The organism is Streptomyces sp. NPDC088923, from assembly GCF_044749745.1.
Taxonomy (GTDB): domain Bacteria; phylum Actinomycetota; class Actinomycetes; order Streptomycetales; family Streptomycetaceae; genus Streptomyces.
Genome location: NZ_JBIVIO010000001.1, coordinates 137401 through 160830, shown reverse-complemented (window position 1 = coordinate 160830; position 23430 = coordinate 137401). Strand labels below are relative to the sequence as shown.

At 72.9% G+C, this 23430-nt stretch carries 16 protein-coding genes and 1 pseudogene; 9 read left to right on the top strand and 8 right to left on the bottom strand.

Translation table 11 applies throughout. The features are described from left to right. Positions 1–2: 2 nt before the first annotated feature. From efeB to ACIP4O_RS00795, 3 genes are all read left to right on the top strand, one after another. Entirely contained in the window at positions 3–1358 is a 1356-nt protein-coding gene (gene efeB / locus ACIP4O_RS00805) for an iron uptake transporter deferrochelatase/peroxidase subunit (RefSeq protein WP_401569875.1), read from the top strand. Between the two features lie 671 nt (positions 1359–2029). Beyond that, positions 2030–3319, top strand: a complete 1290-nt coding sequence (serS, locus tag ACIP4O_RS00800; protein WP_401569872.1) for a serine--tRNA ligase — start codon at positions 2030–2032, stop codon at positions 3317–3319. A gap of 305 nt (positions 3320–3624) precedes the next feature. Next, positions 3625–4389, top strand: coding sequence for an HAD family hydrolase (locus ACIP4O_RS00795; RefSeq protein ID WP_401573746.1), 765 nt, complete (start codon positions 3625–3627; stop codon positions 4387–4389). A gap of 1502 nt (positions 4390–5891) precedes the next feature. Here the strand turns inward: ACIP4O_RS00795 and ACIP4O_RS00790 are convergent. From ACIP4O_RS00790 to ACIP4O_RS00770, 5 genes are all read right to left on the bottom strand, one after another. Continuing rightward, positions 5892–6410, bottom strand: a complete 519-nt coding sequence (locus ACIP4O_RS00790; protein ID WP_401569870.1) for a hypothetical protein — start codon at positions 6408–6410, stop codon at positions 5892–5894. A gap of 337 nt (positions 6411–6747) precedes the next feature. Next, on the bottom strand, positions 6748–7473 hold the full coding sequence (locus tag ACIP4O_RS00785; RefSeq protein WP_401569867.1) for an ABC transporter permease: 726 nt from the start codon (positions 7471–7473) through the stop codon (positions 6748–6750). An 18-nt stretch (positions 7474–7491) separates the two neighbouring features. Continuing rightward, on the bottom strand, positions 7492–8403 hold the full coding sequence (locus ACIP4O_RS00780) for an ABC transporter ATP-binding protein (protein ID WP_361326167.1): 912 nt from the start codon (positions 8401–8403) through the stop codon (positions 7492–7494). Further along, positions 8400–9287, bottom strand: a complete 888-nt coding sequence (locus ACIP4O_RS00775; protein WP_401569864.1) for an ABC transporter permease — start codon at positions 9285–9287, stop codon at positions 8400–8402. The genes ACIP4O_RS00780 and ACIP4O_RS00775 overlap by 4 nt, the downstream gene beginning before the upstream one ends. Continuing rightward, complete coding sequence (locus tag ACIP4O_RS00770; protein WP_401573744.1) at positions 9284–10333, bottom strand: ABC transporter ATP-binding protein; 1050 nt, start codon at positions 10331–10333, stop codon at positions 9284–9286. Before ACIP4O_RS00770 ends, ACIP4O_RS00775 begins: the two co-directional genes overlap by 4 nt. A 458-nt stretch (positions 10334–10791) precedes the next feature. Here ACIP4O_RS00770 and ACIP4O_RS00765 point away from each other — a divergent pair. From ACIP4O_RS00765 to ACIP4O_RS00740, 6 genes and pseudogenes are all read left to right on the top strand, one after another. Further along, a pseudogene (locus ACIP4O_RS00765) lies at positions 10792–11661 on the top strand (alpha/beta fold hydrolase); the annotation flags it as partial. 259 nt (positions 11662–11920) lie between these two features. Then, positions 11921–12556, top strand: a complete 636-nt coding sequence (locus ACIP4O_RS00760) for an RNA 2'-phosphotransferase (RefSeq protein ID WP_401569862.1) — start codon at positions 11921–11923, stop codon at positions 12554–12556. 127 nt (positions 12557–12683) lie between these two features. Continuing rightward, a complete protein-coding gene (locus ACIP4O_RS00755; RefSeq protein ID WP_401573742.1) occupies positions 12684–13313 on the top strand; it encodes a cyclodeaminase/cyclohydrolase family protein in 630 nt (209 codons plus the stop codon). 115 nt (positions 13314–13428) lie between these two features. Then, positions 13429–14334, top strand: a complete 906-nt coding sequence (locus ACIP4O_RS00750) for a bifunctional 5,10-methylenetetrahydrofolate dehydrogenase/5,10-methenyltetrahydrofolate cyclohydrolase (RefSeq protein ID WP_401569859.1) — start codon at positions 13429–13431, stop codon at positions 14332–14334. Between the two features lie 157 nt (positions 14335–14491). Further along, on the top strand, positions 14492–15388 hold the full coding sequence (locus tag ACIP4O_RS00745; protein WP_401569856.1) for an LLM class flavin-dependent oxidoreductase: 897 nt from the start codon (positions 14492–14494) through the stop codon (positions 15386–15388). An 838-nt stretch (positions 15389–16226) separates the two neighbouring features. Beyond that, entirely contained in the window at positions 16227–17150 is a 924-nt protein-coding gene (locus ACIP4O_RS00740; protein ID WP_401573740.1) for an HAD family hydrolase, read from the top strand. A gap of 101 nt (positions 17151–17251) precedes the next feature. Here the strand turns inward: ACIP4O_RS00740 and ACIP4O_RS00735 are convergent, their stop codons facing one another. The 3 genes from ACIP4O_RS00735 to cydB form a co-directional block, all read right to left on the bottom strand. Next, on the bottom strand, positions 17252–18337 hold the full coding sequence (locus ACIP4O_RS00735) for a peptidoglycan DD-metalloendopeptidase family protein (RefSeq protein WP_401569853.1): 1086 nt from the start codon (positions 18335–18337) through the stop codon (positions 17252–17254). 286 nt (positions 18338–18623) lie between these two features. Next, a complete protein-coding gene (gene cydD, locus ACIP4O_RS00730; RefSeq protein WP_401569850.1) occupies positions 18624–22247 on the bottom strand; it encodes a thiol reductant ABC exporter subunit CydD in 3624 nt (1207 codons plus the stop codon). Between the two features lie 174 nt (positions 22248–22421). Beyond that, a complete protein-coding gene (cydB, locus tag ACIP4O_RS00725; RefSeq protein ID WP_361326147.1) occupies positions 22422–23423 on the bottom strand; it encodes a cytochrome d ubiquinol oxidase subunit II in 1002 nt (333 codons plus the stop codon). Between the last annotated feature and the right edge of the window lie 7 nt (positions 23424–23430).

Here is a 23430-nt window from a genome sequence, read left to right as displayed (position 1 = left end):
CCATGACAGACCGCATCCCGCCCCAGGACCGGACCACCACCGGCAGGGCGTCCGCCGCGTCCCGTGCCGCCGAGGACAGTACGGGCGCGGCGCGACCCGGCGGCGTCAGTCGAGGCTCGGAGCGCCCTGGCGGCGTCAGCCGGCGCGCGCTGCTCGGCACCGCCGGGGCCACGGGGCTCGTGCTGGGGGCCGCGGGGGGCGGCGTGGGGTACGCCCTCGCGCCGGAGGGGAGCAAGGCGCCGACGGAAGCTCTCACCCGGCTCGGCTCCCGGCGCGCGATGTTTCACGTGAAACATCAGCCGGGCATCACCACCCCGCTCCAGGCCAAGGGCCATCTCCTCGCCTTCGACCTGCTCGCGGGGAAGGGCAGGCGCGAGGCGGCGAACCTTCTGCGGCGCTGGTCGGAGACGGCCGAGCGGCTCATGGCGGGCGAGGCGGTCGCGGCGGACGGGCACGACACGGGTATCGCGCTCGACGCCGGGCCCGCCTCGCTCACGGTCACCTTCGGCTTCGGGCACAGCTTCTTCAGCCGTACGGGGCTGGAGAAGCAGCGGCCCGAAGCTCTCGCGCCACTCCCGCAGTTCTCCTCCGACCACCTCGACGCGAAGCGCGGGGAGGGTGATCTGTGGGTGCAGATCGGCGCCGACGACGCGCTCGTCGCCTTCCACGCGCTGCGCGCGCTCCAGAAGGACGCGCGCGGGACGGCGCGGGTGCGCTGGCAGATGAACGGCTTCAACCGTTCCCCCGGCGCGACCGCGAGCCCTCGGACCGCACGGAATCTCATGGGGCAGCTCGACGGGACGGGCAATCCGCGGGAGAGCGACAAGGACTTCGCTCAGCGCGTCTTCGTGGGGCCCGGGGACGGTCCGCGGTGGATGGCCAACGGCTCGTACGTCGTCATGCGCCGTATCCGCATGCTGCTCGACGACTGGGAGGGGCTCGGGCTCGCGGAGCAGGAGAAGGTCATCGGCCGCCGGAAATCCACCGGCGCCCCTCTCACCGGCGGCGGGGAACGGACCGAACCGGAACTCGACGCGACGGACAAGGACGGTGATCTCGTCATTCCGCTCAACGCCCACGCCCGCATCACACGGCCCGACCAGAACGGCGGGGCCGCGATGCTGCGCCGCCCGTTCTCGTACCACGACGGCATCGACGCGGACGGCGTCCCGGACGCGGGGCTCCTCTTCCTGTGCTGGCAGGCGGACCCGCTGCGGGGCTTCGTCCCGGTGCAGCGCAAGCTCGACCGCGGCGACGCGCTCTCCGAGTACATCCGCCACGAGGCGAGCGGGCTCTACGCGGTACCGGGAGGCGCGGCGAAGGGTGAGTACGTGGGGCAGGGCTTGCTGGAGGGGTGACCGCGCGCCCTCGCCTTCCCGTCGTACAAGATGAAGAAGTTGTCCACAGAGTTATCCACAGGCTGACGTCCGAGGCTGGGGACAAGTCGACAGAAGCGCCCGACATGGTCGACAAATCGCCCTAGAGACCCCTACGGCCACCAAGTCCGTCCACAGTCATTTCCTGGCCGCTCCGGCCGGTTCGCTGCCATTCGGCGCCGCTTTTCCCTTGATCAACTCTATGTGAACGAGAATTTCCACCCGAAAGGGGTCTCCCGCAAGGTTTCGAAAGGGAAATCCACGGAACGAACGGCTGGATTCGGAACTCCGCATTCCGGCATCCACAGCGGATACCCGCAGCCTGTGGATAACTTTTCGGGAACGCGCTCTCCTGTGGACAACTTCACCCCGCACCGCCGCCGTGCCACCGCCACGCCGCCCCCGCACCGCCCGCGTGCGACCTCGCGGCCCGCCCGGCCGGAGCGTTCCCGTTCCCTTTCGCGGCCTCCGCGACCGTACGCCGAGAAGCGCCGCCCGCTCAGGGGAATGCCGAATAAGCCCCGCAGCCATTCCGGCAAATCACCCATTTCGCCCTTAATGCTCAAGCGGGTCCGGTAAAAGATCACGATCGCGCGCCGATGCGCCCCGAATCCCGGTCGAGCCGAGGACCGCCGCCCCGGTAGCCTGGCTCTGTGATTGACCTTCGCCTGCTTCGTGAGGACCCCGACCGTGTGCGCGCTTCGCAGCGCGCCCGAGGAGAGGACGTCGGACTCGTCGACTCCCTCCTCTCCGCCGACGAGCGCCGCCGCTCCTCCGGGGTCCGCTTCGACGAGCTGCGCGCCGAGCAGAAGCAGCTCGGCAAGCTCATCCCCAAGGCGCAGGGGGACGAGAAGCAGGAGCTGCTGAGGCGGACGGGCGAGCTGGCCGCCGCGGTCAAGGCCGCCGACGCCGAGCAGAACGACGCCGCCGCGCAGACGCAGGACCTCCTGCGTCGCCTCGGCAACCTCGTCCACCCCGACGTCCCGGTCGGCGGCGAGGAGGACTTCGCCCTCCTGGAGACGCACGGCACGATCCGCGACTTCGAGGCGGAGGGCTTCACGCCCAAGGACCACCTGGAGCTGGGCCACCTGCTCGGCGCGATCGACGTCGAGCGCGCGGCCAAAGTCTCGGGCTCGCGCTTCTACTACCTCAGCGGCATCGGCGCGCTCCTCGAACTCGCCCTCGTGAACGCCGCGATCGCCCAGGCCACGGCGGCCGGTTTCACGCCGATGCTCACGCCCGCGCTCGTGCGCCCGCAGGCGATGGACGGCACCGGTTTCCTCGGCCAGGCCGGACAGGACGTCTACCACCTCAAGGACGACGACCTGTACCTCGTCGGCACCTCCGAGGTGGCCCTCGCCGGCTACCACATGGACGAGATCATCGAGGCGGACCGGCTGCCGCTGCGGTACGCGGGCTTCTCGCCCTGCTTCCGCCGCGAGGCCGGCTCGCACGGCAAGGACACGCGCGGCATCTTCCGGGTCCACCAGTTCGACAAGGTGGAGATGTTCACGTACGTCGCCCCCGAGGACTCCGAGGCGGAGCACCGTCGGCTCCTCGACTGGGAGAAGCAGTGGCTGACCTCGCTCGGGCTGCCGTTCCGCGTCATCGACGTCGCGACCGGTGACCTCGGCTCCTCCGCGGCGCGCAAGTTCGACTGCGAGGCGTGGATTCCCACCCAGGGCAAGTACCGCGAGCTGACCTCGACCTCGGACTGCACCGAGTTCCAGGCGCGGCGCCTGTCCATCCGGATGCGCGACGGCAAGAAGACCCGCCCGCTCGCGACCCTCAACGGCACGCTGTGCGCCGTCCCGCGCACGATCGTCGCGCTCCTGGAGAACCACCAGCAGGCGGACGGCTCGGTGCGGGTGCCGGAGGTGCTGCGGCCGTACCTGGGCGGGCGCGAGGTCCTGGAGCCGGTCGCCCCGGCCACCGCCAAGTGAGCGCGGAGCCCGTTCGCACGGGGGACGAGCCCGTTGGTACCGGGGACGAGCCCGTTGGTACGGGGGACGAGCCCGTTGGTACGGGGAGCGACTCCGTTCGTCTGGAGGGCGGGTCCGTTCGTCCGGGCGTCGAGGCGGTCCGTACGGGGGCGGGTGCGACGCTGACGAGTGGGGACGCGGGGCCCGTGACGGGTGCCGTGCCCGTACCCGTACCCGTACCCGGGCAGTCCCGGGGGCCCGGGCAGGCGTCCGGGACCGGCCGTTTCCCGTACCGGCTCGTCGCGACCGACCTCGATGGGACGCTCCTGCGTTCCGACGACACCGTCTCGCCGCGTACGCGCGCCGCGCTCGTCGCGGCGGCGGAGGCGGGGGCGCCGCACATCGTCGTGACGGGGCGCGCGGTGCCGTGGACGAAGAAGGTCCTGGAGGAGCTCGACTATCACGGGCTCGCGGTGTGCGCCCAGGGCGCGCAGGTCTACGACGCCGGAAGCGGGCGGCTGCTCACCTCGGTGACGCTGGAACGCGGGCTCGTCCGGCGGGCCATCGAGCTGATCGAGGAGCACACGGGGCCCCTCGCCCTCGCCGTGAGCCGTGACGGCCTGGACGGCGACGTCCTCACCGGCCCCGGCTACCGGGTCCAGGAAGGCGCGCTGGCCTCGATAGAGCTCGACGACGACGGCCGTGTCGCCGCCCTGTGGGAACAGCCGATCAACAAGGTCTACATCCAGCACCCCGAGCTGAGCGACGACGCCCTCGCCACGGTGGCCACCGCGATCGCGGGTCAGCTCGTGGGGGTCGTGATGGCGGGCGCGGGAGTCGTCGAACTCCTCCCCCTCGGCCTCACCAAGGCCACCGGCCTCTCCCTCGCCGCCCGCCGACTCGGCGTCAAGGCGGCCGAAACGATCGCCTTCGGCGACATGCCCAACGACATCCCGATGTTCCGCTGGGCCACCCACGGCGTCGCCATGGCCGACGCCCACGAGGACCTCAAGGCCGTCGCGGACGAGATCACGCTGTCCCACGACGCCGACGGGATCGCCGTGGTGCTGGAGCGACTGCTGGGGGAGTAAGGGGGCGGCCGACGGCGGGTTGCCTGGGGTTCGGGGGAGAGCACGGGTCAGCGCGGGGCTCCGCGCGGGGGCTTCGCACGGGGCTCCGCGCGGGTGCTCGGCATGGGGGCTCCGCGCGGGGGCTTCGCACGGGGCTCTGCGCGGGTGCTCGGCATGGGGGCTCGGCGCGGGGGGGCTCCGCATGGGGGCTCGGCGCGGGGGGCTCCGCACGGGCGCTCCGCACGGGGGCACGGCACGGGAAGCTCCGCACGGGCGTTCGGCACGGGCGCTCCGCACGGGCGCTCCGCACGGGCGCTCCGCACGGGGGCACGGCACGGGCGCTAGGCACGGGGGCTCGGCACGGGGGCTCGGCGCGGGCGTTCTGCACGGGGGCTCCGCACGGGCGCTCGGCACGGGGGCTCCGCATGGGGGATCGACGCGGGCGCTCGGCACGGGGGCTCCGCACGGGCCCGGCGCGGGCGCTCGGCACGGGGGCTCCGCACGGGGGCTCCGCGCGGGCGCTCCGCACGGGGGCTCGGCACGGGCGTTCTGCACGGGGGCTTCGCACGGGCCCGGCGCGGGCGCTCGGCACGGGGCTCTGCGCGGGCGCTGGGCGGGGGCCCCGCACAGGCACTCGGCACGGGGGCTCCCCACGGGCGTTCTGCACGGGGGCTTCGCACGGGCCCGGCGCGGGCGCTCCGCGCGGGGACTCCGCATGGGGGATCGACGCGGGCGCTCGGCACGGGGGCTCCGCACCGGCCCGGCGCGGGCGCTCGGCACGGGAGCTCCACATGGGGGCTCCGAGAGTCTCGCGTGCCGCGGGCTCCGCGAGGGCGGTGGGCCGACCCGGCCGACGCTCTTGCGAGGGCAGCCAGGGAAGTGGGGGCTGCGGGGATCGCTGGGGTGAGCGCGGAGATCGCTGGTAAGCGCGAGGGCCGATGGGCAGGCGCGAGGATCGCCGGCAGGCGCGAGGGCCGCTGGTGGTCACGGGAGCGTTGGTGGGCGCGGAGGCGACTGGTGGTCGCGAGGGCCGACAACGGCCGCAAGAGCCCACCGTGTCCCCCGGGGGCCCACGGTGACCCCGGGGGGCCCACCGTGACCACAGGGGCCGACGATGGTCGAGGGCGCTTTTGGGCACACCCGTACGCCGCGGGCGGGTGTGGCGTACGGGTCAACCCCAGGGGGTGGGCGGCCCAGGGCGACAAGCGCACCATAGACCGCCCCGGGCGGGTCGCGTGGAGCTCGACGGAGCGGAGGTGGTCGACTCCGGAGCTACTCGGACGCGAGGGTCCGCCCTTTCGGGAGCGTGGGGGACGCGGAGGTCCGCGCCACGTTCCACTCCCCGTGGAGACCGGACTCGGGTGAGGGGTCCGGCATGCACAACTCTGCCCGCCCCCGCCCGCCCGCGCCAGGTCTTTTCTATTACGTTTCGGCCGCCTTCCCCGCCCGGTCGAAGAACTTCCATCACCGCGCGGGGCACGTCCTGAAGCCCGGTACGAGGGAGAGCGTTTTCCCGCCCCGCCTCAGTCGTCCCCGCGCCGCTTCCTCCGCCTCCGCGCCCGCCGGGAGCGGCTGAAGAACCAGCCGGCCGGAGGCTCGTCCGAACGCCAGGGCTGGGGCGACGGCGGACCACCCTCCTCGCGCCAGCGAGCGGCGAGCATCCGGGCTCGCGCCGAAGGCTCCGTCGTGTCGGCGGCACGAATGAAGTCCATGTCGAACTCCACGTCGTCCCAGTCCCCGCTCTCATCCGCCTCCGCCCCGACCCCCGCTTCTCCGTCACCGGTCCGAGTCTCGCCGTTCCGGGGCCCGCCGTTCCCGGGCTCGCCGGACTCGACCTCACCGGCCCGCGCCTCACCGGCCCCGGCTCCCCCGCGCTCGGCACCCGCTCCGGAGCCGGTGTCCGACCCGGAGTCGGCACCCGCCCCCTTACGCGGGTCGCCCTCCTCCGCGCCGGAACCCTCCCTCGCACCCCCGCTGTCCTCCGCCTCGTGGCAGGCCGGGGGTTCAGGTTCTTCCGGGGGTGGGGTGTCGTGTCCGGTCATGGGTTCCGCTCCTCACGGTCGGGGAACCGGCGGCGGCTCGTCTGTGTGGATTCGGCGCGATAGGCAAGCAATGTATGCATCGGCCATGCTTCGCACCGATCCGTCCCTTACTTTCCAGTGTCGCGCGGACAGCGTCAGAACGGCGTGAGAGGGCCGGAGGCCCGCGCGAACCCCCGCGAGCCAGCCGCGAGGCATCCCCGCGCGAACCCTCCGAGCCAGCCGCCAGTCCCCGCGACCGCGTTGGGAGCTCCGTCCGGCCCGTTCGGCGCCCGGACCGAGCCCGCAGGAACCCCGCCCGAGCCCGCAGAAGCCCCGTCCGTGCCCCCGCCCCGATCAGCTACTCCTCCCCCGCCGCGAGCTTCAGACTGCGGAGCTTCTGTCCCGCGTACCACGTGGCCAGTACCGTCACCGCGACGAGGAGCACGATGCCCACCGGCAGGCTCACGTCGGAGCTGACCAGGTCTGGTCGTCCCACGACTTTCTCGGCGAGCGCCAGCGCCCACTGCTGCACGCTGAGCGTCCGTGCCCCGGCGACGAAGGAGCCGAAGAGTGCCTCCCAGACCAGCGCGTAGACGAGCCCGGCGATCACCGCGTGTCGCGTGATCGTGCCGAGGAGAAGGAAGATCGCCGCGTAGGCGATGGAGGCGACGAGCGCGGCGACGGTGTAGGCGACGGCGATCTGCTGTCCGTTGCCGTTGAGGATGAAACCGGCGATGAGCGTGGGCACCGCGGCGAAGGCCATGGTCACGGCGATCGCGACGATCAGCTTCGTGACGATGATCGTCGGCCGCTTCACCGGCTTGGCGAGCAGGTAGAGCACGGAGCCGTCGTCGATCTCGGGGCCGATCGCGCCCGTCCCCGCGATGACGCCGATGATCGGGACCATCGTGGCGAGCGCGAAGCCCCCGAGGACCTCGGCCGCCGTGTTGTCGTCCGCGCCCGCGAGGACACGGGTGAAGGCGGCGATGACGAGGAGGAGGACGGGCAGGGCGAAGAGGATGAGCGCGCGGCGGCGGCCGAGCAGTGCCCGGTAGGTGAGCCGGGCGACGGTGGGGTGGTACATCGGACTCCTTCCGGCCCGCTAGGCCGCGACGAGGTAGGAGAAGACGGATTCCAGCGACTCGTCGGACGGCGAGACGGTGAGCAGGCGGATGTTGCCCGCACGGGCGACCTGCGGCAGCAGCGTGGTGAAGCGGGCGAAGTCCACGGCCTGGACGAGCAGCGCGTCCTCCTTGAGGTCGACCTCGATACCGGCCGTCGACGGGTCGGCGATGAGCGCTGCGGCGAGCGCCCGGTCGTCGCTGGAGCGGACGAGGTAGCGGTGCGGGCGGTCGGTCATGAGGCGGCGGATACGGCGGAAGTCGCCACTCGCGGCGTGCCGCCCCGCGACGATCACCTCGATGTGCGAGGCGAGTTGCTCGACCTCCTCCAGGATGTGCGAGGAGAAGAGCACCGTCCGGCCCTCGTCGCCCATGTGCCGGAGCAGGTCCATGAGCTGCATCCGCTGGCGTGGGTCCATCCCGTTGAAGGGCTCGTCCAGCAGCAGCACGGACGGCTCGTGGACGAGTGCCGACGCCATCTTGACGCGCTGGCGCATGCCCTTGCTGTACGTGGAGATCTTGCGGTCCTGCGCGTACTCCATCTCGACCGTGGCGAGCGCCTTCGCGGCGGCCTTGTCGTCGAGGCCGTGCAACTCGGCGTTGGCGACGACGAATTCGCGGCCCGTGAGGAAGTCGTACATGCCCTCGCGCTCGGGGACGAGGCCGATGGCGCGGTAGCTCTCCTCATTGCGCCAGATCGGCGTGCCGTCGAGAGTCACGGTGCCGCCCGAAGGAGCGAGGAAGCCCGCCATCATGTTGATGAGGGTCGACTTCCCCGCGCCATTGGGCCCGAGCAGCCCGGTGACGCCGGGGCCGACGGTCATCGAGACGTCGTTGACGGCGACCACGTTGCCGAACCAGCGCGAGGTGTGGTCGAGGTGGAGGGTGGTCACAGCACGGCCTTTCGGTAGCGGCGCAGCAGGAGCGAGTAGCAGCCGGCGATGAGGCCGAGCACCAGAAGCAGGAAGACGAGACCCTGCGCGACCGAGAGGTCCTCCGCGCCCGGCCAGGCCGGCGCGGCGCCGAGGAAGGCGGACTGCACTCCGTCGATGAGCGTGATGGGCGAGAAGAGCCCGAGCCAGGAGACGGCCCTGCCGCTGCTCTGCGTGTAGGCGATGCCCTGGAGGGTGCTCACCGCGCCGTAGCTGATGGTGAAGACGGCGATGACGGCGGCGACGCCGAAGCCGCGGCGTGGGGTGACGGCGGAGACGACGAGCCCGATACCGGCGAAGAGGAGCGAGAGCAGCGCCACGGAGACCAGTCCCTGCGCGAAGCCCTTGGTGTGCTCCGCGACATCGAATTTCGCGAGGAGCGCCCCGATGTACATCACGAGCAGCGGGGTGCCGGTGAGGATGAAGAGCGCGGTCGCCGTCGCGGCGAACTTCGCCCGCACGTAGTCCGAGGCCTCCAGGGGGCGGGAGAAGTAGAGCGGCATCGTCCTGAAGCGCAGGTCGTGCGAGACGGCCTGGGGCGCCTGGGCGGCGAGGAAGAGGCCGACGACCGCCTGCATGACGATCGCGTACCGCGTGTAGTCGAGCGGCAGGTCCTTGAGCTTCGCCGCGATGGTGACGGCCGCGAGGATGCCCGCGACGAGGACCATGACGCCGAAGAGCAGGGCGGGCAGCACCTTGGACTTCGCGGCGCGGCCGAGGCCGAAGCTGCCGCGCAGGGACTGCACGTAGAGCGCGCGGCGGATGGCGGTGCGGCCCAGGCGCGGGCCGTCGTAGTGGCGGTAGCCGATGTCGTGGATCGTCGAGGACCCGGCGGGGCTTGTCATCGGTTCCGCACCTCCTGCGGGGACGGGCCGGCGGGTGCGGCGACGGACGGCGAGGAGCCGGTGGGCTGGGGCACTGCCGGGGCGCCGTGCCCCGGCGCCGTGGTGGCGGGCGCTTCGGAGCGGAAGACCTCGGCGATGTGATGGCGGCGCTGTTCCATGCGGACGAGGCCGAGACCGAGATCGGCGACGGTGTCGCGCACGAGGTCGTACGTCTGCTCGTCCGCGGCCTCCAGGAGCAGGATGTGGCCCGCGCCCGGCAGGCCCTGCTCGGCGGGCCCCTTGTCGAAGGCGACCCCTGCGGCGATCAAGGCGTCGCGCAGGGCCGCCGTGCCGTCCGGGTGCGCGTCGGAATCGGTGACTTCGACGGCCAGCGTCGTCGTGGTCTGCGTGAAGTCGCTCGTGGAGCTGGAGCGCAGCAGGGTGCCGCCGTCGATCACGACGACGTGGTCGCACGTGCGCTCCAACTCGCCGAGCAGGTGCGAGGTGACGAGGACGGAGATGCCGAAATCGGCGTGCACACGGCGGATGAGGCCGAGCATGTCGTCCCTGCCGACCGGGTCGAGCCCGTTGGTCGGCTCGTCGAGAAAGACGAGCTCGGGGTCGTGCACGAGGGCCTGCGCGAGCTTGACGCGCTGCTTCATGCCCGTCGAGTAGCCGCCCATGGGGCGGTAGCGCTCCTCGTAGAGGCCGACGTGGCGCAGGGTGTCGGCCGTGCGCTCGCGCGCGGCGGTGGCGGGGAGCCCGGCCATGCGCGCCATGTGGACGACGAACTCGGTCGCCGACACATCGGGTGGCAGGCAGTCGTGCTCCGGCATGTAGCCGACGCGGCGGCGGATCTCGCCGCCCTGGCTCGCGACATCGAGACCGAGCACGGCGGCACGACCCTCGGTGGCCGGGGAGAGGCCGAGGAGGATCTTGATCAGGGTGGATTTACCGGCCCCGTTGGAGCCGACGAGCCCGGTCACCCCGGGCCCGACCTCCACGGTGAGCCGGTCGAGTGCGGTCACCTTGGGGTACCGCTTGCTCAGGCTTTCGGTCGCGATCACAGTCACAAGAAAGACGCTAGTGGCCCGGACCACGCCCGTCGTCAACCTGTGGATTGGTCTTCAAGTCCCTCTCGGGTACTACGGGTGCCCCTAGGGGTCCCCGAGGGGAAGGGGCGGAGGCGACCGCTCCGGCCTGCGGTTTCGCCCCGTCGGCACAGGCGCCGGAAGGTTTCCGCAGCTCTCTCAGGGTTTCCCTGGGTAACACCCGGGGCTTGACGCGGACGGCACGGGGTTGCGACGGTCGTCACCGGAGCCGGACCCCAAGGGGTCCGCCGGACGGACCAGGGGGCACGGTGCCGGAACGACGAGCGGACGACGGTGCGGGGCGGGACGGCGAGGTGGCGGACGGTACGGGAACGACCGGCGGCGACGCGAACCGTACGGGAACGACAGGCGGGGCCGCCGACCGCACGGGCGCGCCGCCCGCGCCGGTCCCCGCCGGCCCGCGGGAGAGCTGGGTGGAGACCGGCGGCGTGCGGCTGCGGGTGCTCGAACGCGGGGACGCGGCGCGGCCCACCGTGCTGCTCGTGCACGGTTACCCGGACTCGCAGGAGGTGTGGGAAGAGGTCGCGGAGTTGCTCGCGGACCGCTTCCACGTCGTCACGTACGACGTGCGCGGGCACGGCGGTTCGAGCGCGCCGCTGCCCCTGCGGGGCGGATTCACGCTGCCGAAGCTCACCGACGACTTCCTCGCCGTCGCGCACGCGGTGAGCCCCACGCGGCCCGTGCACCTGGTCGGCCACGACTGGGGCTCGGTGCAGGGCTGGGAGTTCGCCACCGTGGGCCGTACGCAGGGCAGGATCGTCTCGTTCACGTCGATCTCGGGGCCCTCGCTCGACCACCTCGGCCACTGGTACGCCGCGCGCGGCAGGCACCCGAGCCCCGAGGGGCTGCTCCAACTCGTCGACCAGGGCCTCAAGTCCTGGTACATCGGCGCCCTCCACCTGCCCCGCCTGCCCGAACTCGCCTGGCGGGGGCCGCTCGGCCGGGTCTGGCCGCGCGTGCTGCGCCGCGCCGAGAAGCTCACCTCGACCACGTACCCGACCGCCTCACTCCCCTCCGACGCCGCGAACGGCGCGTGGCTGTACCGCGACAACATCCTTCCCCGGCTGCGCAGGCCGCGTCCTGACGCCTTCGCCCACGTCCCCGTGCAGCTCGTGGTCCCGACGCGGGACGCCTTCCTCTCGCCGTACCTCTACGACAAGGTCGGCGACTGGACCCCGCGCGGGCTGCGCCGCCGCGCCGTTCCCGCCAAGCACTGGTTGCCGCGCTCACGGCCCGAGCTGCTGGCCGGATGGATCGCCGACTTCGTCGCCGAGCAGGAGGAGTTGGGTAAGGACGAGGGCTGAGTGGGGCGAGGCAGGCAGGTCAAGGCAAGGCGCTGCACGTCCTGTTGATGGCGCGTCACGTAAATGCGAGCCGTGAGCGCATACTTGGACAATTGCCGCAAAAAGCAAGCCACTTATCCACAGCTGAGCCAATAAGCCTGTGGATAAGTCGAGTTGCTTGTGGATCAAACCTGTTCGGCCATACGGGTGAGGTAAAAACGCGGTGCGGTCTTACTGATCCGATGGTCTGCTGATACGCATGAATGAGAGCCCTGCGTCGAACGAATCGCCGAGACCGACCCCGGGTGGCCACGAAGACAAGGCCGCGTCCGAGGACGCTCTCGCCGCGCCCCTGGACCGGCGCCTCGTCGCCCTCTCCCGCTTCCTTTCCCGCCACCTGCGCCACGCGCCGGACCGCATCGGCATCACGCTCGACCACGCCGGATGGACCGGTATCGGCCCCCTCCTGGACGCCGCGGCGCGCCAGGGACTGCCCGCGACGCGCGCGGATCTCGCACGCGTCGTCGCGGGCAACGACAAGCGCCGCTTCGCCGTCGAAGGCGACCGCATCCGCGCCCAGCAGGGCCACTCGGTCCCCGTCGACCTCGGCCTCGTACCGCTCGCGCCGCCGCCGTACCTCTTCCACGGCACCCGGCCCGCCGCGCTCGCCGCGATCCGCGCGGAAGGCCTGCGGCCCATGACGCGGCACCATGTACACCTCACTGCGGACCGCGAGACCGCGCGCCGGGTCGCTGCGCGGCGCGGCAGACCCGTCCTCCTCACGGTGCGGTCGGGGCAGTTGTACGAGGACGGGACCGCCTTCCTGCGCTCGGGCAACGGCGTCTGGCTCACCGCACACGTACCGCCGCGGTACCTGCGTATCCCTGAGTCGTGAGCGCGCTGAGCGGCCGTCAGCCCTCACCATCCGCCGTCGAAACGGCCCGGAAAGCGCCCCCAGCCGCCGCCCCGCACGGAAGAATCGCCTCATGAGCGAGTCGCCAGGAACTCACGCCCCCACACCCGTGTCCGCCGTGCGCACCACGCCGCTCGACGCCTACCTCGGCCGGCTCGCCGCGCGCGAACCGGCCCCCGGCGGCGGCGCGGCGGCGGCCGTGCACGCGGCGCAGGGCGCGGCGCTCGTCGCGATGGTGGCGCGCTACTCGACGGGCCCGACGTACGCAGCGCACTCTGAGCGCCTCGTCGAGATCACCGCAGAGGCCGATGACCTGCGCGAACGCGCGCTGACCCTCGCCGACGAGGACGCCGCCGCCTTCACCGCCGTGACCGACGCCTACCGGCTGCCGAAGAACACGCCCGAGGAGAAGTCCGCCCGCTCCGGCGCCATCGCGGCGGCGCTGCTCGGCGCGGCGACTCCCCCGGCGGCGCTCCTCTCCCTCGCGGAGCGGATCGTCAGCCTCGCGGAGGAACTGCTGCCGGTCGGCAACCCGAACGTGGTCACCGATATCGCCGCCGCTGCCGAGGCCGCACGCGCCGCCGCGAGCACCGCACGCGTCAACGTCGAGATCAACCTCGGCGGCATCAGGGACGCGGAGGCCCGCGAGCGCCTCACCGCGACGCTGGGCCGCACCGACCCCCTCCTCGCCCGCGCCGAGGCGGTCACCGCGGAGGTCCGGGACCGGCTGACGTCCTGAGCGGGGCCGCGGCTCCTCCGTACCCGCCGCCCTCGCCCGCGCCGCCCCGCGCGCGTACCCGTGCCGACCCAGCCCCGGCCGCACCACCCCTCCCTCCCCGAACCGAGGAACCCCCATGAACGCCCCACTGAACCCGCCCGGTGCCGAGAGCGGCGAGGGCGCGCGCCCGCTGCCGGGGAAGGCGCTCGCCGCCTCGCTGCGCGAGGGGACGCGTGCGGCCGTCGCGGCCGCACGCAAGGCCGGAAGCGTGCCGAAGCTCGCCGTCGTGACCGCGACCGACGACGAGTCGAGCGCCTGGTACGTACGCTCCCTCGTCTCCGCGGCCGAGAAGTCCGGGCTGCTCCACGAGGTCGTGCACCTCGGCCCCAAGGCGAGCACGGAGGAGGTACGGGACGCGCTGCGCGGACTCGGCGAGGACGCCTCCGTGCACGGCGTGATCCTCCAGACCCCGCTGCCTGCGGGCGTCGACGCGCGGGCGCTCGCCGAGGCGGTGCCGACGGCGAAGGACGTCGACGGGGCGAACCCGCTGTCGCTCGGCCGCCTCACCGCCGGACTCGCGGCCTTCGCGCCCGCGACCGCCGAGGCCGTGCTCACGCTGCTCGACCACTACGAGGTTCCGCTGCGCGGGGCGCGCGCGGTCGTCGTGGGGCGTTCCACGGTCGTCGGCAAGCCACTCGCGCAACTGCTCCTCGCGCGCGACGCGACCGTGACGGTATGCCACTCGCGCACGCGTGACCTGCCGCGGGTGGCCCGCGAGGCGGAGATCCTGATCGCGGCCGCGGGTCAGCCGGGGCTCGTGACGGCGGAGCACGTCCGCCCCGGCGCGATCGTGATCGACGTCGGGACCAACCCGACCCCGGACGGCGGCCTCACGGGCGATGTGGACCCCGGCGCGGCGCGCGTCGCCGGAGCGCTCAGCCCTGTCCCCGGTGGCGTGGGCCCGGTGACGACGGCGGTGCTGCTGGCGCACGTGGTGCGGGCGGCCCAGGGCGTGGGGATCGGGGAGGGCTTGCGGGAGTGACGGAGGACGGGGCGCGGGGTCCCTTCGGGAGGCAGAGGCGATGTTTCACGTGAAACATCGCGGCGCCCGAGGAGGCCGAGCAGCCACGAAGGAGCGTCCGGCCGGCTTCACGCGGGCCCTCCTGCCGGGCGCCCGGCCTGCCTCGTAGAGTCGTCGCATGCGTCTGAGCACTGTCATCCTCCCCGTGAACCGCTGGTCGGAAGGCGGTCGCGCCCAGTGGGTGCGCGCCGAGGAACTCGGCTTCCACGCCGCCTACACCTACGACCACCTCTCCTGGCGCACCTTCCGTGACGGCCCCTGGTTCGGCGCGATCCCCACCCTCACCGCCGCCGCGACGGCGACGCGAACCATGCGTTTGGGGACCCTCGTCACTTCGCCGAACTTCCGGCATCCGGTCACGCTCGCCAAGGACTTGATCTCGCTCGACGATGTGTCCGGCGGGCGGGTCACGCTCGGGATCGGGGCCGGGGGCGACGGCTTCGACGCGACGGTGCTCGGGCAGGAGAAGTGGACGCCGCGCGAGCGCGCCGACCGGCTCGCCGAGTTCGTACCGCTGCTCGACCGGCTGCTCACCGAGGACGCGGTGACGCAGGAGGGCGCCTTCTACTCCGCCGTCGAGGCGCGGAACATCCCCGGCTGCGTGCAGCGGCCCCGGCTGCCCTTCGCCGTCGCCGCGACGGGGCCGCGCGGGCTCAGGCTCGCGGCGCGCTACGGGCAGGCGTGGGTGACGACGGGCGACCCCAAGCTGTACGAGGCGGGCACACCCGCCGAGTCGGACGCGGCACTGCGCGGACAGATCGCGAAGCTCGGCACGGCGTGCGAGGCCGTCGGGCGGGACGTGGCCGAGCTCGACAAGATCCTCCTCACCGCCTTCACGCCGGACCGCTCCGCGATGCTCACCTCGCTCGACGCCTTCGTCGACTTCGCCGGCCGCCAGCGCGAGGCCGGATTCACCGAGTTGGTGCTCCACTGGCCGATCGCCGACTCCGACTTCGCCGCCGACCAGTCGGTCTTCGAACGCATCGCGACGGAGGGGCTGGCCCAGCTGAGGTGAGACGCCGGGGGACTACGGGCGCCGTAGCCCGGCGGCGAAGGCTTCGGGGGGCTTCCGCGCGGCCGTCGTGCCTCTGCGGGACGTGCACGGCCGGCACCCTCGGACGATACGGGAGCGGTCCAGGCATCCGCGCCCCCCTGCCCCCCCTTTTCGGCCGATCTTTCGTGGCCTGAAAGCAGTTCGAGGAACGCCGCCTGCCGCGATGCCGGGAGACCGTGGCGGGTGGAGAGGCAACGGCCCGGCAGTGGCGGCTTGAGCGGCCGTGGGTGTGCTGGTCGGGAGCGGCCATTCGGGGCGAGGGCCGAGCGCGGTGGGGCTCGTGGCTGCCGGTCGGGGGACGGCCGGAAGGCGCGCGGGCGGGTGTGGGGGAGCGGGGTGGCGGTTGGCGGCGGGTGGAGGGGCGCGTACGGGCCGTACGCCCCCTGCCTCCTCGGCACCCGCTGACCGGAAAACGGTGTCTGTCCAGGACACGGGATTTGGCCCGCGGACCCACGGACGCGCGAGGCGCGTTGCGCTCTTAGGGGGCGCGAATGGCTCATCTGTGCGGGAAGTCGCACGCCCGTGCTGGCATATGCGCCACAATGCCGAAGTGACCTCAGCGACCTCTCCGACCGCAGGGCCTGCGGCCGTCCAGCCCGGTACGAACCGTCCGTCCCGGTCTTCGCAGTCCGGCGCCCACGCGAAGGGCGAGCCCTCGGCGTCACCGATGCGTGCGATCACCGGCCCGGAGCCGTCCCACGAGCCGCCCGGCGACGACGAGGGGTGTCCGGCCAGCGGGAGCGGTCAGGCGACCGCCGCTGAGGAAGCCGCGGCGGAGAAGGCCGCCGTCACTGCCCGGTTGCGCCTCGCGGGCGACTCCCCCCACCCCGCGCCGCCCTCGGTCTCCGCCCGCGCCTGGCCGGAGATCCCGCCGGGCGGCAGGCCCCGCCTCATCGCGACGGATCTCGACGGAACCCTGCTGCGCGAGGACAAGACGGTCTCCCCCCGCACCCTCGCCGCCCTCGCCGCGGCGGAACGCGCGGGCGTCACCGTTTTCTTCGTCACCGGGCGGCCCGCCCGGTGGATGGACGTGGTCGCCGGGCACGTGGACGGCCACGGCCTCGCGATCTGCGGCAACGGCGCGGCAGTCGTCGACCTACGCACCCCAGACAGGGAGCGCGGCGTGCCCTACCGCTTCGTACGGGTCCGGCCCCTCCCCTCCGCCACGGTGCTCGACGTGGCCAAGCGCCTGCGACGTGCGGCGCCCGGTACGCAGTACGCGATCGAGCGCACAGGCGGCATCCACCACGAGCCGGGATACCCGCCCCTCCACCTCGACCCCGCTTCGGGCATCGCCCCGATCACGAAGCTCCTCGGGCTCGACTCGGGGCCGCTGCCCGAGCCGGAGGAATCCGAGCCCGTGCTCAAGCTCCTCGCGCACCACCCCGAACTCGCCCCTGACGCCTTCCTCCGGCTTGCCAGGGACACGGTCGGCGACCTCGTCACCGTCACCCGCTCCAGCCCGACCGCTCTCCTGGAGATCAGCGCGCGCGAGGTGTCCAAGGCGAGCACGCTCGCGCAGTGCTGCGCGGAACGGGGCATCGCTCCCGAGGACGTCATCGCCTTCGGGGACATGCCCAACGACATCGAGATGCTGACGTGGGCCGGGCGCTCCTGGGCGATGGGCAACGCCCACCCCGAGGTCCGTCTCGCCGCCTCCGCCGTCACGCATCCCAACACGGAGGACGGCGTCGCCGCGGTCATCGAACGACTGCTGGCCTGAGCGGCGTCGCCCCCTTGTCGGCGGGCGCTGTCCCGTCGGCAGGCGCTGCGTTGTCCAGGGGCGCCGCCCCATCGGCGGACGCCCCGCGCTGTCCGCGGGCGCTACCCCACCGGCACCCCGTGCTCCCGCAACCACGGCAGTGGCGAGACGGCCGAGCCGTAGTCCGGGGTCAGGCGGACCTCGAAGTGCACGTGGGGGCCCGTCGAGTTCCCCGTCGTACCGGACTGGGCGATCCACTGCCCCGTCCGCACGGTCTCCCCCTGGTCCACGGCGACCGAGGAAAGGTGCGCGTACTGCGTGTAGTACCCGCCGGGGTGCTGAAGCACCACCTCGATCCCGAAGGGTCCCCCGCAGGAGACCCGCACGACCCGTCCGCCGCCCACGGCTCGGACCGGGGTGCCGATGCCGACGGCGAAGTCCTGCCCGGTGTGGCCGCGCGACCAGTGGCTTCCCGAGCCGCCGAAGCCCGCCGACAGCACGAAGTTCTGCACCGGCGTCACCCACTGCCCCTTCGGGTAGTCCGAAGCCGCCTGCTCCATCCGGGTCGCGCCCCGGCAGCGGCCCGCGAGCACCGCGCTCTCGCCCTGCGCCTGGAGCCGCGCCTGCGCGCTCTTCAGCTTCGCGTCGATCTGCTGCTTGAGCGAGGCCAGATGCGCCGTGCGCGCCTCCACGGCCTCCCGGCTCGCGCGCACCTTCCGCTCCGCCTTCAGGAGGGCGCTCTCGGCGCGGGCCGAACGCTGCACGAGGTGGGTCACCGCGCGATCGGCGTTGCTCGCGAGTCCCACGTTCTCCATCAGCGTCTCGGGATCGTCCGAGAAAAGCAGGTTGGCGGTGAGCGAGAGGCCGTCGTCATGGCCCCGGTACTGCGCTCGCGCGAGGCGCCCGACGTCCTTGCGGAACAGCCGCAGACGCCCGCGTTCCTTCGCGAGCCGCGCCTCCAGGACTCGCGATGTCGCCCGCTGGGCCTCGACGGTCTTCCGGCCCTCCTCGTACTTCACGGTCGTCTCGGCCGCCTCGCGGTAGAGGACCGCGACCTCGGCACTCGGCGTCGCGGGCCCGTCGTTCTCGGAGTGGTCCGCCCCCGCCGCCGAGCCGGTCAGCCCGAGGGCACCGAGCAGGAGAAGGCACAGGACCGCGGCCACAAGAGTGCCGCGCGAGGGTGCGGGGGTTCCGGTTCGGAGTGCCATGCCCCGGATCGTGGGCGCCCCGAGGACCGCGCGCCTCCGCAGCGCGTACACCCGGGGGACCCACTGAGCCGTACGGAGGACGAAGCGGCCCTGACGATGTTTCACGTGAAACATCCCGAAAGCACCCCGGCGCATGTTTCACGTGAAACATCCCGTGCGCCGAGCGCTCGACCGCCCGATGTTTCACGTGAAACATCGCCTGTCCTTGGGACGCGCCCTCTGTTTCACGTGAAACGCTGTCATTCGTGCCTCAGCGTAGGGCCTTTCCCCTACCCACCCTGGCCCGTCAGCGCGCGGCAATCACCGCGTCCCGTGTCGCCAACTCGTCGTCGGCGGCGGGCGCCGACCCGGTCGGCGTCTCCCCCGCCGCACCGCGCAGTGCGTCCGTCGCCTGCTCCTGGCGCCACATGCGGTGGAGCGGGCCCGGGGCGCGGAGCAGCGCGTTCATGTCGCCGCGCTGCACGACGCGGCCTTCGTCGAGGACGACGACCTCGTCCACCGCGCCCGCGAGGCCCGCCAGGCGGTGGGTGATGAGGAGCGTCGTACGGCCCTCGGTCGCGGCGAGCAGGTCGCGGGTGAGCGCATCCGCGGTCTCCAGGTCGAGGTGTTCGGCCGGCTCGTCGAGCACGAGGACGGGGAAGTCGGCGAGGAGGGCGCGCGCGAGTGCGAGACGCTGGCGCTGACCGCCCGAGAGCCGCGCCCCGTGCTCGCCGACGAACGTGCCGAGCCCGTGGGGCAGCGTGTCCGCCCAGTCCAGGAGCCGCGCGCGCGAGAGCGCAGTCCGCAACTCGTCCTCGGTGGCGTCCTTGCGCGCGAGGAGAAGGTTCTCGCGTACGGAACTGTCGAAGACGTGCGCGTCCTGGGCGCAGAGGCCCACGATCTCGCGCACCGCGTCCCCGTCGAGCGCCGTGGCAGGCACGTCCCCGACGCGGTACGTGCCGCTCTCCGCGTCGAGGAAGCGGAGCAGGACGTGCGCGAGCGTCGTCTTGCCCGCACCCGAAGCGCCGACGACGGCGATCCGCCGCCCCGCGTCGAGCGTCAGGTCCACGCCGTCGAGCGCGGGCTGCGCCGCGCCCGGGTGCCGCGCCACAAGTCCTTCGAGCCGCAGCGGGAAGGGCGAGGCGGGCGCCACGGCGGGCCGCTCGGGTTCTCGTACGGGCGCGGGCGCGTCCAGGACCTCGTACACCCGCTCCGCGCTGCGCCGCACACGCTGCCGTTGCCGCACCGCCAGCGGCAGGCCCAGCACCGCCTCGAAGGCGGCGAGTGGCGTGAGGACGACGACGGCGAGGGCCACCCCGGAGAGCCGCCCGTCCACCACGGCGCTCGCACCGCACGCCGCGGCACCCGCCACGGTGAGGCCGGTGATGAGCGCCATGAGCCCGTCGCCGAGCGCGGTGAACGCGGACGCGCGGGCCGCGATCCCGGTCAGCTCCGCGTCGGCGTCCCTCGCCGCCCGCAGGCGGGCGGGCAGCGCGCCCGCGACGGTCAGTTCGCCGGTCCCGGTGAGGAGTTCGGTGACGCGCGTGGCGAGGACGCCGCGCGCGGGAGCGAGCCGTCGCTCGGTGCCGCGCGCGCGCCGCGCCGTGAGCCACGGAACGCCGACGCCCGCGAGCAGTAGCCCGGCGGCGAGCACCGCGCCCGCCTCGGGGAGCAGCCACGCGGTGAAGCCGACCGCGCCCGCGCTCACGAGGAACGCGGCGCCCGCGGGAAGCAGCCAGCGCAGCCAGTAGTCCTGGAAGGCGTCCACGTCGGCGACGAGCCGCGAGAGCAGATCGCCGCGCCTGCGGTCGCGCAGCCCGGCGGGGGAGAGGTGGGCGAGTCCGCGGAAGACGGCGACACGTGTGTCCGCGAGCATCCGCAGCACCGCCTCGTGCGAGACGAGCCGCTCGGCGTACCGGAAGACGGATCGCCCGATGCCGAAGGCGCGCGTCGCGGTGACGGCCACCATGAGGTAGAGCACGGGCGGCTGCTGAGAGGCACGCGAGATGAGCCATCCGGACGTCGCCATCAGCCCCACGGCGGAGGCGAGTGCGAGCGCGCCGAGCAGCAGCGCGAGCGCGAGCCGCCGCCGGTGCGCGTTGCCGAGGGCCCGCACGCGGGCGAGAGGAGCGAGCACCGTGCGCGATCCGGGCTCCCCCGGTCCGGCGAGGGCCCCAGGCGTCCCGGGCTTCGCGGCGACGGGCCGGGCGACCTCGGTGGATGGCGCCCCGGGCCCCGTAGTGAGAGGAGCGGCGGCAGAACCGGCGGCAGCGGGGACAGCGCCCGCGGCCACCGCGCCCCTGGCCGCCTCGATCCGCACCACCCGGTCCGCGACCGCGAGCAGCGCGGGCCGGTGGACGACCAGGAGGACCGTGCGGCCCACCGCGAGGCGCCCCACGGCCTCGACGATGCCGGCCTCGGTGGCACCGTCGAGCGCCGCGGTCGGCTCGTCGAGCAGGAGGACGGGGCGGTCGGCGAGGAAGGCGCGCGCGAGCGCGAGGCGCTGCCGCTGTCCCGCCGAGAGTCCCGCGCCGTCCTCGCCGAGCACTGTCCGCATGCCGTCCGGCAGCTCTCGTACGAACTCCCATGCCCCCGCGTCGCGCAGTGCGCGGACGACCTCGGCCTCGGTGGCCTCGGGGCGGGCGAGGAGGACGTTCTCGGCGAGCGTGCCCGCGAAGAGCGCGGGGTGCTGCGGGACCCAGGCGATCCGCGCGTGCCACAGGGCGGGGTCGATCTCCGCGAGGTCCGTGCCGCCCACGGTGACGCGACCCGCGTCGGGGCGGGCGAAGCCCAGGACGGCCTGGAGCAGTGTCGACTTGCCCGCGCCGCTGGGCCCCACCAGCGCGACCGTCTCGCCAGGACGGACCCGCAGCGAGACGCGGTCGAGTGCGGGCGCGGCACGGCCCGGGTAGCGGACGGTGAGTTCCTCGATCCGTAGTTCGCCCTCCAACACCGGCCCGTCGCCTGCCGTCCGCCCCTCGGTCTCCAGGACCTCGAAGACCTCCTCCGCGGCGGCGAGGCCTTCAGCCGCCGCGTGGTACTGCGTGCCGACCTGACGCAGCGGCAGGTACGCCTCGGGCGCCAGGACGAGCACGACGAGTGCCACGTACAGATCCATGTCGCCATGGACGAGCCGCATGCCGATCGTCACAGCGACGAGCGCGACGGAGAGTGTCGAGAGGAGTTCGAGTGCGAAGGAGGAGAGGAAGGCGATGCGCAGCGTGCGCATCGTGGCGCGGCGGTACTCGCCCGTGATCCGGCGGATCGACTCGGCCTGCGCCTTGGCGCGGCCGAAGACCTTGAGCGTCGGCAGCCCCTCGACGACATCGAGGAAGTGTCCGGACAGCCGCGAGAGCAGCCGCCACTGGCGGTCCATCCGCTTCTGCGTCGCCCAGCCGATGAGGATCATGAAGACCGGGATGAGCGGGATCGTGATGACGATGATCGCCGCCGAGACCCAGTCCTCCGTGACGATCCGGGCGAGCACGGCGAGGGGGACGACGACCGCGAGGCCCAGCTGCGGGAGGTAGCGGGAGAAGTAGTCGTCGAGCGCGTCGACGCCGCGCGTCGCGAGGTTCACGAGCGAACCGGTCCGGCGCCCTTCGAGCCAGCCGGGCCCCAAGGCCCCCGCCTTGTTCAGTACGCGCTGCCGCAGTTCGGACTTCACCACCGCGCTCGCGCGGTGCGCCACCGTTTCGGTGAGCCAGGAGACGAGCCCGCGTCCGCCCGCGACGGCGACGAGCAGCAGCAGCGGGCGCGCCAGATCGCCCGTGCCCTTGCCGTGCTGGAAGGCGCCCACGACGACCTCGGCGATGAGCATCGCCTGCGCGACCACCAACAGGGCGCCGAGTGCACCGAGTCCGACGACGGCCACCAGGAAGAAACGGGTGGCGCGGGCGTACCGCAGGAGTCGGGGATCTACAGGTTTCACGTGAAACATCCTTCCGCGAGCGAGGCGGATGGGGCGGGGGTGGCGACGGGGTGACGGCTCCCGGAGGATGACGTCGGCGTCTTGAGGCACGGGGTCCACCGGGTCGCCGTCCGGCGGACCCCGTGCCGCTCAGGGGCGCGCCCCGGCCTCCGTGTGACCGGTGCGCGCCCGGTCTCAGTGCGCCCGGGCGATGTGCTGCGTCCCGATGCGCTTGCGGAAGACCCAGTACGTCCAGCCCTGGTAGAGCATGACGAGCGGGGTCGCGATGGCCGCGCACCACGTCATGATCCGGAGCGTGTACGGGCTGGACGAGGCGTTCGAGACGGTGAGGCTCCAGTCGCCGTTGAGCGAGGAGGGCATGACCGCCGGGAAGAGGGTCAGGAAGAACATCGCGATCGTGACGGCGATCGTCACCCCTGAGAGGGCGAAGGCCCAGCCCTCGCGTCCGCGCAGCGTGGCGAGGAGCGCGAGGACGAGCGCGAGCACCGCGACCACGAGGGCGACGAGGCTCTTCCCGTTGCCGCTGTCCGCCTGGGTCCACAGGAGGAACCCGAGTGCGAGCACAGCGGTGACCAGCCCGAGCCGCAGCGCCAGGGCGCGGGCCCGGTGCCGGATGTCACCGGCGGTCTTGAGCCCGGTGAACACCGTGCCGTGGAAGGTGAAGAGGCTCAGCGTGACGAGCCCGCCGAGCAGCGCGTAGGGGTTGAGGAGGTCACCGAGGTTGCCGACGTACTCCAGATCGCGGTCGATCTTCACCCCGCGCACGATGTTCGCGAAGGCGACCCCCCACAGGAAGGCGGGCAGCAGGGAGCACCAGAAGATGGCGTGTTCCCAGTTGCGCTGCCAGCGCTCCTCGTCCCGCTTGTGGCGGTACTCGAAGGCGACGCCGCGCACGATGAGGCACAGCAGGATGACCAGGAGCGGCAGGTAGAAGCCGGAGAAGAGCGTCGCGTACCACTCGGGGAAGGCGGCGAAGGTGGCGCCGCCGGCGGCGAGCAGCCAGACCTCGTTGCCGTCCCAGACCGGGCCGATGGTGTTGATCAGGACGCGCCTCTCGGTACGGTCCCTGGCCAGCAGCTTCGTCAGGACGCCGACGCCGAAGTCGAAGCCCTCCAGGAAGAAGTAGCCGGTCCACAGGACGGCGATCAGCACGAACCAGAGGTCGTGGAGTTCCATGGTCGTT